The following is a 13140-nucleotide window of genomic DNA, read 5'->3' on the forward strand; positions in this document are numbered from 1 at the left end:
GACAAGCGTGGATTTCACCAGGGACGAGGGCCAGGACGCCGTGGCCGAGGTCGTCGTGAGCTTGCTGGAACGTGAACCGGCGCGCGACATGCGGTTGTGGCCGAAGCTGGCCGACTCCGGCTTGCTCGTGGTCGCGCTGCCGGAACGGTACGGCGGGGACGGCATGGGGCTGCTGGAGGTGTCGGCGCTGCTCACCGAGCTGGCCACCGACGCCGTGGCGGTGCCGGCGTTGCCGACGCTGGGCTTCGGCGTGCTGCCGGTGGTGGCCTGCGCGCCGGAGCGCGTGCAGGAGCTCGTGTTGCCCGGGGTCGCCGAAGGCGCCGTGCTCACCGCGGCGCTGAGTGAACCGGCGGCTCCGTTCACCGTCAAGCCGGAGACGACCGCGATCGTCGACGGCGGCACGGTGCGCGTCACGGGCCACAAGGTCGCCGTGCCGTACGCCGAGGAGGCGAGCTGGTTGCTGGTGCCGACCAACGCGGGCATCGCCGTCGTGGACGCCCAGGCCGACGGGCTCACCCGGACGCCGACGCCGGTCTCCGGCGGCATCCCCGAGTGCACGGTGCGGCTGGACCAGGTGGAGATCCCCGCCGACCAGCTGTGGCCGGTCGGGCTCGCCGACCTGCACCGGCTGGCGCTCGCCTCGATCGGCTCGGTTGCCGATGGCTTGCTCAAGGGTGCGATCACGCTCACCGCCGAGCATCTGCGCACCCGTCATCAGTTCGGCAGGCCGCTGGCGGAGTTCCAGGCGGTCGCCCAGCAGATCGCGGATCTGTACGTCGTGTCGCGCACCCTGCACGTCGCCGCCGTCTCCGCCAATTGGGCTCTGGCGCAGGAGGATGCGAGCCAGGAGCATCGCGAGCGCACCGACGACGACCTGGAGATCCTGGCCTACACGGTCGCCGGGGAATTGCCCGCGGCCATGCAGAAGTGTCACCACCTGCACGGCGGTCTCGGCGTCGACGTGACCCACCCGATGCACCGCTATTACTCACAAGCCAAGGACATCGCTCGCTGGCTCGGCGGCGCGTCGTTCCGGCTCGACCGATTGGGGGCCAGATGTTCATCGACCTGACCATCGAGCAACGCCGGCTGCGCGACGAACTGCGCTCCTACTTCGCCGATCTCGTGACTCCCGAGGAGGAGGCGGAGATGGCGGTGAACCGGCACGGCGACGCCTACCGTGCCGTGGTGCGCCGGATGGGCCGCGACGGCTGGCTCGGCGTCGGCTGGCCCAAGGAATACGGCGGCCAGGGCTTCGGGCCGGTCGAGCAGCAGATCTTCTTCAACGAGGCGGTCCGCGCCGACGTCCCGCTGCCGCTGGTGACGCTGCTGACCGTCGGGCCCACGTTGCAGCAGTTCGGCACGGACGAGCAGAAGCAGCGGTTTCTGCCCGGAATCCTCTCCGGCGACATCCATTTCGCGATCGGCTATTCCGAACCGGAGGCGGGCACCGACCTGGCCGCGCTGCGCACCTCGGCGGTGCGCGACGAGTCAGGGGACTGGATCGTCAACGGCCAGAAGATCTTCACGACGGGCGCGCACGAAGCCGACTTCATCTGGCTGGCCTGCCGCACCGGCTCCACCGAGTCGCGTCACCGCGGCATCACGATCCTGATCGTGGACACCACCGATCCCGGTTACTCCTGGACGCCGATCATCACCTGCGACGGCGCCCACCACACCAACGCCACCTATTTCGACAACGTGCGCGTCCCGGCGAGCATGCTGGTCGGTGCGGAGAACCGGGGCTGGAAGCTGATCACGACGCAGCTCAACCACGAGCGGGTGAGCCTGGGTCCGTCGGGCAAGATCGAACAGCTCTACGACCGGGTGCGCGACTGGGCGCAACCGCGCGGCGTGCTCGCCGAACTGGACGTGCGGCGCGCGCTGGGCCGCATCCACGCCATGGTCCGGTTGAACGAACTGCTGAACTGGCAGGTCGCCGGAACGGTGGACGGCGACCAAGCCCAGGTGATCGCCGACGCGTCCGCCACCAAGGTCTACTCCACCGAATCGCTCCAGGAGGCGGGCAGGCTCGCCGAGGAGATCGTCGGCCGCTACGGCGACCCGGCCGACCCGGCCACCGGCGAGCTGCTGACCTGGCTGGACCGCAGGACCAAGCAGAACCTCGTGGTCACCTTCGGCGGTGGCGTCAACGAAGTGATGCGCGAGCTGGTCGCCTCGTCCGGACTGCGGCTGCCGCGAGTACCCCGATAACCAGTGAAGGAGCCGCGCGTGCCGGAAACCACAACTCCGGAGAAGATTCTCGCCGCAGCCCGGGCGATCCAGGCGGCGGGTGAGTGCGCGCCCCGTTTCGGGCGCGATCCGGTGAACCAGCCGATGATCAACAACTGGGTCGAGGCGCTGGGCGATGCCAACCCGATCTACGTCGACGAGCAGGCGGCGCGTGCGGCGGGCCATCCCGGCATCGTCGCGCCGCCCGCCATGGCCCAGGTGTGGACCATGTTCGGGCTCGGGGGCTCCCGGCCCGCCGACGACCCGATGGGGGCGGCCACGGAGCTGCTCGACGCCGCGGGTTACACCTCGGTGGTCGCCACCGACTGTCAGCAGACCTACCACCGCTATCTCGATGTCGGCGAGCAGGTTTCGGTCACCAGCACGCTGTCGGATATCCGTGGCCCGAAGCGCACCGCGCTGGGCGAGGGATGGTTCGTCACCTTTCAGACCAGCTGGCGGGTCGGCGACGAGGTGGTCGCCGAGATGCTGTTCCGGCTGCTGAAATTCGCTCCCGGTACCGCGGCGCCGAAACCCGAGGCAGGCGAGCGGGTCAAGCCGCTGGTCTCCTGGGACACCGAATTCTTCTGGGACGGAACCAAGGCCGGTGAGCTGCGCATCCAGCGGCTGCCGGACGGATCGCTGCGGCATCCGCCGATTCCCGCCATCTGGCAGGACAAGTCGAAACCGACCGACTACATCGTCGCCTCCGGGCGCGGCACCGTCTTCAGTTACGTCGTGCATCACGCGCCGAAGGTGCCGGGACGGCAGCTGCCGTTCGTGGTGGCGCTGGTCGAATTGGAGGAGGGCGTGCGCATGCTCGGTGAACTGCGCGGCATCGACCCCGCCGAGGTGCGGGTCGGCCTGCCGGTGGAGGTGGGCTTCGAGAAGCTCGACGACGAGGCGGTTCTGCCGGTCTGGCAGGTGGTCTCGTGACCGCGGCCGTCGAACCGGACGCCGTGCGCGTCGGCACGGCGCTGCCCGAGCTGGTGATCCACGCCGATCCGACCTTCGTGATCAGTACCGCCCTGGCCACCAGGGACTTCCAGGATGTGCATCACGACCGGGACAAGGCCGTCGCCCGCGGCTCGAAGGACATCTTCGTCAACATCCTCACCGACACCGGCTTGGTGCAGCGGTTCGTCACCGATTGGGCGGGCCCGCGCGCGGTCGTCAAGTCCATCGCGCTGCGCTTGGGCGTGCCGCTGTACGCAGGCGACACGCTGACGCTCACCGGCACGGTGACCGCGCTGGAGGGTGACGACATCCACATCGCCGTGGTCGGTACGGACAGCCTCGGCGACCACATCACGGCCACGGCCGTCATCACGTTGCGGAGGGCTGATGTCTGACCAGCGGATCTCCGGCCGGGCCGCCGTCGTCGGCATCGGCGCCACGGACTTCTCCAAGGACTCCGGGCGCAGCGAACTGCGTTTGGCCGCAGAGGCGGTCACGGCCGCGTTGGCCGACGCGGGCCTGACGCCCGCCGACGTGGACGGCCTGACCACGTTCACCATGGACACCAACACCCAGGCCGCGGTCGCCAGGGCGGTCGGCATCCCGCAGCTGAAGTTCTTCAGCCACATCGGGTACGGCGGCGGCGCGGCATGCGCCACCATCCAGCAGGCCGCCATGGCGGTGGCCACCGGCATCGCCGACGTGGTCGTGGCCTATCGCGCGTTCAACGAGCGGTCGGTGTCGCGGTTCGGGCAGTTCTCCACGGCGCTGGCCACCGCGCCCACGTCGTCGGGCATCGACGCGGGCTGGTCCTACCCCCAGGGCCTGGGGACGCCGGCCGCGCAGGTCGCGATGGTCGCCCGCCGCTACATGCACGTCTACGGCGCCACCAGCGAAGACTTCGGCCGGGTGGCCGTGGCCGACCGCAAACACGCCGCGGTGAACCCGGCCGCCTTCTTCTACGGCAAGCCGATCACTCTGGAGGACCACCAGAACTCCCGCTGGATCGCCGAGCCGCTGCATCTGCTGGACTGCTGCCAGGAGTCCGACGGCGGCGTCGCGATCGTGGTCACCAGCGTGCAGCGGGCCCACGATCTGCCGCAGCGTCCCGCCGTGATCGCCGCGGCCGCGCAGGGTTCAGGGGCCGACCAGTACGTGATGACCAGCTACTACCGCGACGCCATGACCGGTCTTCCGGAGATGGGGCTGGTCGGCGAGCAGTTGTGGGCGCAGAGCGGATTGCGTCCGGAGGACATGCAGGCCGCCATCCTCTACGACCACTTCACCCCGTTCGTCCTCATGCAACTGGAGGAACTCGGGTTCTGTGGCCGGGGCGAGGCGAAGGACTTCATCGCCGGTGGCGCCATCGAGGTCGGCGGCCGCCTGCCGCTCAACACCCACGGCGGCCAACTCGGCGAGGCGTACATCCACGGGATGAACGGCATCGCCGAGGCCGTGCGCCAGATCCGGGGCACCTCGGTCAATCCGGTCTCCGACCTGACCAACATCCTGGTCACGGCGGGCACCGGCGTCCCAACCTCCGGCTTGGTGCTCACCACCGGCTGATCGGGTCGGTGTCGCCCGCGCGCGGACGATGGGTGGGAGTCGCCGAGGCGTAGGTTGGGGTCGGTGGTGGACCGGCATCTGGTGGACGTGCACGTGCTTTTGCTGCGCGGCGCGGAGGTGTTGCTGAGCAGGCGGCGCAGTGCGGACGAGTTCGACGGGCTGTGGCACCTGCCGGCCGGGAAGCTGGAGGCGGGGGAGTCGGCGCTCGCCGCGGCCGCCCGCGAAGCCTGCGAGGAGGTCGGTGTCGTGATCGCCCCGGCGGATCTGCGGCACGTCCACTCCGCGCACGTGGTCGAAACCGGGCGGGAGGCGCGGATCGGGTTGTTCTTCGAGACCCGCCGCTGGTCGGGCGAGCCGGTCAACCGCGAGCCCGACAAGTCGTACGAACTGCGCTGGTTCCCCCTGGCGAACCTGCCGGAAACACTCATCCCGTACCCGGCCGCGGGTATCCGCGGCTTTCTCGACGGCGTGACCTACAGCCAGCGCGGCTGGCCGGACTGAGCGCGGCGGTCACGCGTTCAGGTGTGTGGTGAGGATGCGGGCCAATTGCCGCACACTCTCCGGCGTGCCGGGGCGCAAGGCGGTGCGGTTGCCCGCGAAGCGGTCGAAGACGGCGCCCTCGACGACGGCGACGAAGTCCTCCGCCCGGGTCCGCGGGTCGGACGCGCCCATGGCGTGGAAGAGGTCCCGGGCGCGGTCGACCGAGAACAAGCTGTGCGCCAGCCGGGGATGCAAGTCGCGATCGTCGAGCAGATCGACCAGCAGGGCATGGCGGGCGATCAGATGCGCGCGCCGGTCGGTCAGCAGCCGGTCCAGCCAGGCGGCGATGGCCTCGGCGGCCGATTCCGGCGCGGCGGCGGAGGAGGGCGCGAGCGCGGCGGCGGCGAAATCCGCGCGGGATCGGTCGGTGATCCGGTCCACGACGGCCTCGATGAGCGCGCGTTTGGTGCGGAAGTAGTACGAGGTCGAGCCCGGGGGCAGTGCCAGTTCGGTGTCCAGCGCGCGGTGGGTGAGCGCGCGCAGGCCGTTGGTCGCGATCAGTTCGATGGCCGTGTCGACGAGGAGTACGCGCCGGTCGCCTGTGGACATCATCACCCTTCCTGGCGGTCACTTGACCACGTCCTCTACAAATGTAGAGGACTCAGGAGGTGTCATGGAACCCGGTGTCATCCGGTGGGATTCCGATCAGGCGCGGGCGGCGGCGCGGTTGCGCGAGTTGGTCGATCGGCGCGGTCGCCCGGTCCGGCGTCATCGGGGCGTCTATCTGCACGGCAGACCCGGACGCGGCAAAACCATGCTCATGAACCGGTTCTTCGCCGAGGTGGCGTCCGAGCGCAAGCGGCGCTACCACTTCCATCCATTCTTCGCCGAATTACACGCCACGGCACACGCGTCCGGTTCCATCGATGCCGCGGTGGACGCGCTGCTCGGCGATGCCGTGCTGATCTGCTTCGACGAATTCCACGTGCACGACATCGGCGACGCGATGCTGCTCGCACGGCTGCTCGACGCGCTGTTCGCCCGCCGCGTCACGCTGGTGGTGACCTCGAACTATCCGCCGGAAGGCCTGCTGCCGAATCCGCTGTTCCACGAACGGTTCCTGCCGACGATAGACCGGATTCTCACGCACATGGACGTGGTGCCGGTCGACGGCGCGATCGACTATCGCTCCCTCGGCGCGTGCGCCGTCCGCTCCGGATTCGCCGCCGGACGATACGTCGTGGCGCGCTCGGCGGCCGCTGTCGGCACGGGAAAAAGCGCTGCGCCCCAACGTGACAACGAAGCGGCGGCCGAGATTTTCCTCGGTGCCCGCAGATTGCACGCCATTGCCGGAGACGACGGCGCTCTCGTCATCGACTTCGCCGCATTGTGTGGAGTCCCAACTTCCGCATCGGATTATGTTGCGCTGGCCCAACGATTTCCGCGCTGGGAAATCCGGGAAGTGCCACCGCTGTACGAAGTTCCGCCCGACTGGGCGATGCGTTTCGTGAACGTGGTCGATGTTCTCTACGACAGCGATCGGGAGCTCACCGTCGTCGCGTCCGCGCCGCTCGCCGCGCTCGTGCGAGACGTCGCGGAAGTGCCGGATATCTCACGTTTGGCGAGCCGGCTTTGTGAATTGTCCCAGTCTTCGTCCGATATCACCGGCTAGTCGCCGCCACGACGGACGGCCGGTCGACTTCCCGCACAGCTGCGCTTTAAGAGGAGGGACTTCGAAGTATTCCATTCCATCCCGAGCGGACCGCCCGGCATGTAACTATGTGGCTGTTTTGTGCAGTACTCAGATTTGGCGGTAACCAGTGGCCCGGGCGCGAGCGCCGATATCGCGCGTGATCGTCCTGATCACGCTGCTGGCTTTTGCTGCCATCGCCCTGCACGGATACATCCCAGGAATTACCGAAACCGAGTCGCGCAGGCACGCACCGTCCGCCTTGTCGGTCGCGCTCATGCCGGTGCTGCTCACCGTGTCCATCGTGATCCTGCTGGCCGGGGTGATCGCCAGTCAGCACCGTTTGCCGCTGGCCATGCCGGAGCCCGAGCGGGAGGAGGAGCGCACGCAGTGGCGTCTCGGGCGTGTCGGCCTCGCGCTGCTGGGCGCGCTGGCGCTGCTCGGCGTGCTGTTCGCGGCCGCGGCGGCGATCTACTTCCTCGGCGCGAGCAGGCCGAGCGAGCCCGCGCGCCCTGCGGCGCCCGCCACCACCACGGGCACGCCGCCGGAGCACGGGACGCCGCCGTCCGCCGAATACGACCCGAAGTCGGCGGAGTTGACCGGGACAGCGCTGGTTCTCGCCGGAATCGCGGCCGCGGGCTTGGTGACGGTGGCGATGAGCGGTCTGGTCGTGGTCGCGGTGTCGACCCGGCGCAAGCCCGCTCCCGCGCCCGCGCAGACGGTCGCGGCGGCGCCCACCGTGGCGGATTCGCTGGCCCGCGCGGCCGAGTTGGGTCTGGCCGCGATGAACGCCCCGGGTCAGGACCCGCGCACCGCGATCATCGCCTGCTACGTCGCGATGGAGCGCGGTCTCGCCTCCGACCGCGCCGCCGCACCGCTCGTCTCGGACACCCCGATGGAAGTGCTGGCCCGCGCGTTCGAACGCGGCGCGCTGCACGACGCGTCCGCCCGCGAGCTGGTCGCCCTCTTCGAGGAGGCCAGGTTCAGCCCGCACGCCATGCTCGAATGGCAACGGATGCGGGCCGAGCAACTGCTGCGCATCGTGCTCGCCGATCTGCAAGGGGAGGTGCCCGCGTGACCGGACGGGCGAGAGAGGACCTGGCGTGAATCGGATGGGGGTGGTGATCATCGCCGTGATCGTCACCGGGCTGGTCGAGCTGGTCGCCGTCGAGCGGGCCCGCGGATTGCTGCTGGTCGTCGCCGGGATCCCGGTGGCGGTGGCACTGGTCTGGCTGGTCTGGTCGCTGTTCGAGCGCTCGGAGGCCGCGGACGACGAGGTCGAGGACATGGAGAACGGGCCGGCGGAGATGCTGCAACGCTGGCACGCCAGGGCGCAGATGCTCGCGGACCGCGCGGACGGCAGCCGTGCCGATTGGGACCGGCACCTGCGTCCGCTGCTGGCCAAGGAGTTCGAGCTGTCCAGCGGACAGCGGGTGGCGAAGAACCGCAGAGCGGTCGAGGCAGCGGGTATCCACCAGTTCGGGCCCGAGCTGTGGCGCTGGGTGGACCCGGCCAACTCGGCCCTTCGTGATCAGGCCGGCAGGGCACCGGGACGTGCGGCGCTGGACGAGATCCTGAGCCGCCTGCAGAGAATGTGAAATGGGTTGAGGCAAGTGCGGGTACACACATGACCATGCCGATGGACGTGACCATCCAGCGCAGCGAGGCCGTGCTCCGGGAGCTTTCCCGGGTCGTGGTCGGCAAGCAGGACGAGTTGCAGTTGATCATGATCGCCGTGCTGTCCGGTGGGCACGTGCTGATCGAGGACTTACCCGGCCTCGGCAAGACGCTGATCGCGAGATCGTTCGCGGCCGCGCTCGGGCTGCAGTTCACCCGGGTGCAGTTCACGCCCGATCTACTGCCCGCCGACCTGCTGGGGTCGACGATCTACGACATGTCCTCCGGCCGGTTCACCTTCCGGCGCGGGCCGGTGTTCACCAACGTGCTGCTGGCCGACGAGGTGAACCGCACCCCGCCGAAGACGCAGGCCGCGCTGCTGGAGGCGATGGCGGAGGGGCAGGTCAGCATCGACGGCGAGACGTTGCTGCTGCCGCAACCGTTCGTCGTGCTGGCCACCGACAACCCGATCGAATACGAGGGCACCTATCCGCTGCCGGAAGCCCAGCTCGACCGGTTCGCCATCCAGCTGCGCCTGGGGTACCTGTCCGAGCGCGACGAGACGCAGATGATCCGCCGCAGGCTGGAACGCGGCGCGCAACAGCCGCAGGTCAACCAGGTAGTGGACGCGAACGGGCTGCTGGAGATGCGGCAATCCGTCGAATACGTGACCGTGCACCCAGACGTGGTGAGCTACGTCGTCGCGCTGGCGTCGGCCACCAGGGGGCACCCCCAGGTCGAGGTCGGCGCGAGCCCGCGCGCGGAACTCGACCTGGTGCAGATGTCCCGGGCTCGGGCGCTGCTGCTCGGCCGCGACTACGTGATCCCCGAGGACGTGAAGGCGCTGGCCATCCCGGCCATGGCGCACCGGATCACGCTGCGGCCGGAGATGTGGGTGCGCCGCATCCGCGGCGAGGACGTCATCACCGAACTGCTGCGCCGTCTGCCGGTCCCGCGCGCCACCGTGACATGAGGCACCGCGACGCCAGCTCGGCGGTCGACGCCGAATTGCGGTGGCGGCCCGCCCCGCTGGTCTTCATGCTCGCGGGGTGCGCCGCGGCGGCCCTGGTGCTCGCGGTGGTCCTCGGCAGGTGGCAGCTGCTGGTCTTCGCCGCGCCGCTGCTCGGCGTGCTGGCCACCGCGCCGTGGCAGCAGTCCTCCACCCGGATCCAGGTCGACGGCGGCGGCACGCTGCGCTGCTTCGAGACCGAGGAGGTGACGCTCACCGTCGCCGCCTTCGTCGAGAAGGGGCACGCGCTGCTGCGCCTGAAACCGCAGAGCTCGGCAGGGCTGGGGATGCAGGTCGAAGAGGCCGGCGATTCCGGAGTCGCGCCCGCCGGGTTGCGCCTGGCCCTCTCGGCGGGCAGGTGGGGGCGCTACCCGGTGTCGGTGCGGGTATCGGCGCTGAGCCCCGCCGGGCTCGCGGTCGCCACCGCGATACTGCCCGCGGGCCAGTTGTTCGTGTATCCGATCACCGATCCGCAGCGCATGCGCTTGCCGCGCACGGAACTCCCCGAGCGGCTCGGCACGCACCTGACCCGCAGGCACGGCCCCGGCGTCGAATACGCGGACATCCGCGCCTACGCGCCCGGCGATCAGTTGCGCATCGTGAACTGGCCGGTGAGCGCGCGGCGGGGACGGTTGTATGTCACCGAGCGGCTGACCAACCGTTCCGCCGACGTCGTGGTGCTGGTGGACACCTCCCAGCAGGCGCCGGGACCGGCCACCGATTCACTGGAGCTGTCGGTGCGCGGCGCGGCGCAGGTGGTGCAGTCGACCCTGCAGGCGGGCGACCGGACCGCCGTGGTCTGCCTCGGCCAGGCGCCGCGCTGGCTGCGGCCGGACATCGGACGTCGCCAGTTCTACCGCATCGTGGACACCGTGCTCGACGTCGGCGACGAGCACATCCCCACCACCGGCACGCTCGCGCCGCACGCGGCGGTGCCGCTCGGCGCGATCGTGGTGGCGTTCTCCACGCTGCTGGACACGCAATTCGCGCTCGCGTTGATCGACCTGCGCAAGCGCGGGCACGTAGTGGTCGTGGTGGACGTCCTGCGCGGCACGCCGTTCCGAGAGGACCTCGACCCGATTCTGGCGAAGATGTGGCAGCTCGAGCGCGCGGCGATGTACCGGGACATGGGCACCGTCGGCGTCGACATCGTGGCGTGGCCGGAGGACGCGCGCCTGGACCAGATCATGCGGGCGCTGCCCGAGCACCGCAGGACCGTACGGGTGCGCCGATGACCAGATTCCTCGCCGTTCTCTCCGGGGTGCTGCTGGTGGCGGCCGTGGCGCTGCTGGAGCCGTGGATCGGCATTCCGGCCCTGGTCTTCGTCGCGCTCGGCTGGTGGCTGCGGCCGCTCGCGGTCTGCGCGGTGCTGCTCGCGCTGGCCGTGCTGGCGATCGCCGACGCGGGTGTGCTCGCCTCCGCCGCAACGGGATTGGTCGCCACCACCTATCTGCTCAACGCGGCGACGGTGACCGCCCCGCACGGCGTGGTGCCGACCACGATCCCGTCGGTGACCGGTGCGGTCGGCTTCGCGGCGGTCGCCGTCGCCGCCGCTCTGCTCCCACTGCGCTTGGCCTGGGCTCCGCTGGCCGCGCCGGTGCTCGTGCTGGTGCTCTACGCCCTGGTGATCCAGGGTGCGGCCGCCCGACGCGGCAGCGGCGACCGAGAATTGGCTCCGGGCGGCGAAGCCTGACCCGGACGGTTGGGATGTGTCACGCGCGTGGAGTCAGGGTCCAACGTGGTTTTGTTCCCGAGTCGACCTCACAGCCCCATCTTCGAACCACATGCTGTGGTGCCTGTGTCGACCGGCTCGTACAGGCCGGAGACGGCGTTGTACGCCAAACCGGAAGTGTCGGTGAACTCGGCCAATTCCCGGTCCGCGTCCAGCTGCATTCGAATGCCGTCGAACCGTGCATCGACCGTCGCGTAGAGCGGCCGGTCGGTCTCGAGCACCGTGCCGTCGGCCAGCTCGAAGCTGATTATCTCGTCGCAGTCGGCCAGTTCGATGGCAAACCGTGCCGTTGTGCCGACTTGACGCAGAACCTGGATGTGGACGTAGTCGAACGCGTAGTGGCAACCGTCGTAGATATACGCCGAGATGGGCGCTTCGGCTTCGGTGCATTCGACCTGTGCGCCTTCCATTCCCCGCCAGGAGGTGCCTTCCAGCGGGATCCAGTCGATCATGACGTCCGCCGAGGAGTTCCCGTCCGGCCAACCCGGAACATACAGTGACCAGGTGAGTGCCGGATCGGGGCTCACATACTCGTTGACGGTCAGCAGGCCCTGCCAGGTGGCCCCGGAGTGCGGGTTCGATTCGTCGAGGAACAGATCGGCGCTGTGCGAGCGGTCATCCGCGCGATTACTGCATGCGTCGCATTGCTCTTGCAATCCGCATCCTCTTTTCGATGATTGTCATGCTGAATCCCCCGTTCGGCGCGCACCCGGTTCTGTCACCGGCCGGTAGCTCGGCGCAGTCGCATAGTAGTCGGCTCCGTACTCGACAGGTAGCCCGCGCCGAGGCGGTGTATCAGCGTGGCAACCCGCTCAGGCGGAACCGATCCGTAGCGAGACGTCGCCGAGGACCGGTGCGTCGTCGCGTTCGACCACGGTCGCGGCGATGGTGAGCACGTCGTCCTGGCGCCAGATCCGGGTGCGGATCGTCTCGCCGGGGTAGAGCACACCGGCGAAGCGGGCGCGGAAACCGGTGACGCGGCTCGCGTCGGAGTCGAGCACGGTGTCGGTCACGGTCTTGCAGACGATGCCGTAGGTGCACAACCCGTGCAGGATGGGCGCGGGAAACCCGGCCGCGCGGGCGAATTCGGGGTCCGAGTGCAGCGGGTTGCGATCACCGGACATCCGGTAGAGCAACGCCTGCTGCGGCAGCGTCGGCGTGGTGACGTCGAAATCCGGTGCGCGATCCGGCAATTCGGTCTTGGTGCCCGGTCCGCGCTCGCCGCCGAAGCCGCCCTCGCCCTTGGCGAAGATCGAAGAGCGCTCGGTCCACAGCGGCGCTCCGTCGGAGCCGGTGACGGTGTGCTCCTGCACGATGACCGCGGCCGAGCCCTTGTCCCAGATCTCGGCGATCCGGCTGGTCTTGGTCGCCTTGCCCGCCGCCGGGATCGGCCGGTGCACCTCGACCTCTTGGTGACCGTGCACCACCTTCGCCAAATCGATCTCGACCCCGGGGAAGCTCACCTTCGGCGGCTCGGTTTCGTGCACCGTCGCCGCCACGGTGGCGAAGGTCGGCAGCACCTGCGGTTCACGGTCGTCGAGGTAGCGCAGCTCGGCCGGGTCGGTCCAGCGCGTGCCCGCGCCGAGGCCCAGCTGGTAGAGCTGCACGTCCGAAGGGGTCCAGGCGAACTCCCGGCTCGGCAGTTGCGCGCCGAGCGCGATCTTCGGGTCGATGGGCATCAGTTCTCCTTGTACATGAATGTGGATCGATCCGGCCGTGCGCGCCGCGCGTGTGGTCGTGCCGGAACTCGGCAGCGCCCGGGTTCGATCCTGCGCGTCCGGGCACCGGCTCGCCAGTGTGTCGTCCGCTCCGCGGGATCGTTCCACGGCTGCTCATCGGCCTGGGGATGGATCG

Annotated in this window: 15 protein-coding genes; 12 read left to right on the forward strand and 3 right to left on the reverse strand. The window is 69.5% G+C overall.

Translation table 11 applies throughout. From position 1 onward, the window contains the following. The first annotated feature begins 7 nt into the window (after positions 1 to 7). The 6 genes from GVY64_RS15675 to GVY64_RS15700 all read left to right on the forward strand — a co-directional run bounded on the left by GVY64_RS15675 (position 8) and on the right by GVY64_RS15700 (position 5259). Complete coding sequence (locus GVY64_RS15675; RefSeq protein WP_159841980.1) at positions 8 to 1072, forward strand: acyl-CoA dehydrogenase family protein; 1065 nt, start codon at positions 8 to 10, stop codon at positions 1070 to 1072. Beyond that, positions 1057 to 2217: an acyl-CoA dehydrogenase family protein gene (locus GVY64_RS15680; protein WP_159841982.1), complete on the forward strand. Its 1161-nt coding sequence runs from the start codon at positions 1057 to 1059 to the stop codon at positions 2215 to 2217. Before GVY64_RS15675 ends, GVY64_RS15680 begins: the two co-directional genes overlap by 16 nt. 18 nt (positions 2218 to 2235) lie before the next feature. Continuing rightward, on the forward strand, positions 2236 to 3171 hold the full coding sequence (locus GVY64_RS15685; protein ID WP_159841984.1) for a bifunctional MaoC family dehydratase N-terminal/OB-fold nucleic acid binding domain-containing protein: 936 nt from the start codon (positions 2236 to 2238) through the stop codon (positions 3169 to 3171). After that, positions 3168 to 3587: a MaoC family dehydratase gene (locus GVY64_RS15690; RefSeq protein WP_159841986.1), complete on the forward strand. Its 420-nt coding sequence runs from the start codon at positions 3168 to 3170 to the stop codon at positions 3585 to 3587. The genes GVY64_RS15685 and GVY64_RS15690 overlap by 4 nt, the downstream gene beginning before the upstream one ends. Beyond that, positions 3580 to 4758, forward strand: coding sequence for a lipid-transfer protein (locus tag GVY64_RS15695; protein WP_159841988.1), 1179 nt, complete (start codon positions 3580 to 3582; stop codon positions 4756 to 4758). The genes GVY64_RS15690 and GVY64_RS15695 overlap by 8 nt, the downstream gene beginning before the upstream one ends. Positions 4759 to 4821: 63 nt before the next feature. After that, positions 4822 to 5259: an NUDIX hydrolase gene (locus tag GVY64_RS15700; protein WP_159841990.1), complete on the forward strand. Its 438-nt coding sequence runs from the start codon at positions 4822 to 4824 to the stop codon at positions 5257 to 5259. A 9-nt stretch (positions 5260 to 5268) separates the two neighbouring features. Here GVY64_RS15700 and GVY64_RS15705 read toward each other — a convergent pair whose 3' ends face one another. Further along, on the reverse strand, positions 5269 to 5850 hold the full coding sequence (locus GVY64_RS15705) for a TetR/AcrR family transcriptional regulator (RefSeq protein ID WP_236566859.1): 582 nt from the start codon (positions 5848 to 5850) through the stop codon (positions 5269 to 5271). A gap of 61 nt (positions 5851 to 5911) precedes the next feature. Between GVY64_RS15705 and zapE the strand changes: the two genes are divergently transcribed. The 6 genes from zapE (at position 5912) to GVY64_RS15735 (ending at position 11247) form a co-directional block, all read left to right on the forward strand. Further along, complete coding sequence (zapE, locus tag GVY64_RS15710) at positions 5912 to 6910, forward strand: cell division protein ZapE (protein ID WP_159841992.1); 999 nt, start codon at positions 5912 to 5914, stop codon at positions 6908 to 6910. A gap of 178 nt (positions 6911 to 7088) precedes the next feature. Then, positions 7089 to 8006: a DUF4129 domain-containing protein gene (locus tag GVY64_RS15715; protein ID WP_159841994.1), complete on the forward strand. Its 918-nt coding sequence runs from the start codon at positions 7089 to 7091 to the stop codon at positions 8004 to 8006. Between the two features lie 34 nt (positions 8007 to 8040). Beyond that, positions 8041 to 8526 (forward strand): hypothetical protein, encoded by a 486-nt coding sequence (locus GVY64_RS15720; RefSeq protein WP_159842292.1) that lies wholly within the window; start codon positions 8041 to 8043, stop codon positions 8524 to 8526. A gap of 29 nt (positions 8527 to 8555) precedes the next feature. Then, a complete protein-coding gene (locus GVY64_RS15725; protein WP_159841996.1) occupies positions 8556 to 9518 on the forward strand; it encodes an AAA family ATPase in 963 nt (320 codons plus the stop codon). Next, positions 9515 to 10789 carry a DUF58 domain-containing protein gene (locus GVY64_RS15730; protein WP_159841998.1) on the forward strand — a complete coding sequence of 425 codons (1275 nt, stop codon included), beginning with the start codon at positions 9515 to 9517 and terminating at the stop codon, positions 10787 to 10789. The genes GVY64_RS15725 and GVY64_RS15730 overlap by 4 nt, the downstream gene beginning before the upstream one ends. Beyond that, positions 10786 to 11247: a hypothetical protein gene (locus GVY64_RS15735; RefSeq protein WP_159842000.1), complete on the forward strand. Its 462-nt coding sequence runs from the start codon at positions 10786 to 10788 to the stop codon at positions 11245 to 11247. The genes GVY64_RS15730 and GVY64_RS15735 overlap by 4 nt, the downstream gene beginning before the upstream one ends. A 68-nt stretch (positions 11248 to 11315) precedes the next feature. Here the strand turns inward: GVY64_RS15735 and GVY64_RS15740 are convergent, their stop codons facing one another. Both GVY64_RS15740 and GVY64_RS15745 read right to left on the reverse strand, forming a co-directional pair. After that, positions 11316 to 11942 carry a hypothetical protein gene (locus tag GVY64_RS15740; protein WP_159842002.1) on the reverse strand — a complete coding sequence of 209 codons (627 nt, stop codon included), beginning with the start codon at positions 11940 to 11942 and terminating at the stop codon, positions 11316 to 11318. A 156-nt stretch (positions 11943 to 12098) separates the two neighbouring features. Then, a complete protein-coding gene (locus tag GVY64_RS15745) occupies positions 12099 to 12965 on the reverse strand; it encodes a MaoC family dehydratase (protein WP_159842004.1) in 867 nt (288 codons plus the stop codon). Between the last annotated feature and the right edge of the window lie 175 nt (positions 12966 to 13140).

This window comes from Nocardia sp. CY41, from assembly GCF_009829325.1.
GTDB lineage: Bacteria > Actinomycetota > Actinomycetes > Mycobacteriales > Mycobacteriaceae > Nocardia.

Bases quoted from the DNA above. Each gene is read 5' to 3' on its own strand.
- GVY64_RS15680 (WP_159841982.1), top strand. From the start codon at position 1,057: ATGTTCATCGACCTGACCATCGAGCAACGCCGGCTGCGCGACGAACTG.
- GVY64_RS15695 (WP_159841988.1), top strand. From the start codon at position 3,580: ATGTCTGACCAGCGGATCTCCGGCCGGGCCGCCGTCGTCGGCATCGGC.
- GVY64_RS15705 (WP_236566859.1), bottom strand. From the start codon at position 5,850: ATGATGTCCACAGGCGACCGGCGCGTACTCCTCGTCGACACGGCCATC.
- zapE (WP_159841992.1), top strand. From the start codon at position 5,912: ATGGAACCCGGTGTCATCCGGTGGGATTCCGATCAGGCGCGGGCGGCG.
- GVY64_RS15720 (WP_159842292.1), top strand. From the start codon at position 8,041: ATGGGGGTGGTGATCATCGCCGTGATCGTCACCGGGCTGGTCGAGCTG.
- GVY64_RS15725 (WP_159841996.1), top strand. From the start codon at position 8,556: ATGACCATGCCGATGGACGTGACCATCCAGCGCAGCGAGGCCGTGCTC.
- GVY64_RS15730 (WP_159841998.1), top strand. From the start codon at position 9,515: ATGAGGCACCGCGACGCCAGCTCGGCGGTCGACGCCGAATTGCGGTGG.
- GVY64_RS15735 (WP_159842000.1), top strand. From the start codon at position 10,786: ATGACCAGATTCCTCGCCGTTCTCTCCGGGGTGCTGCTGGTGGCGGCC.
- GVY64_RS15745 (WP_159842004.1), bottom strand. From the start codon at position 12,965: ATGCCCATCGACCCGAAGATCGCGCTCGGCGCGCAACTGCCGAGCCGG.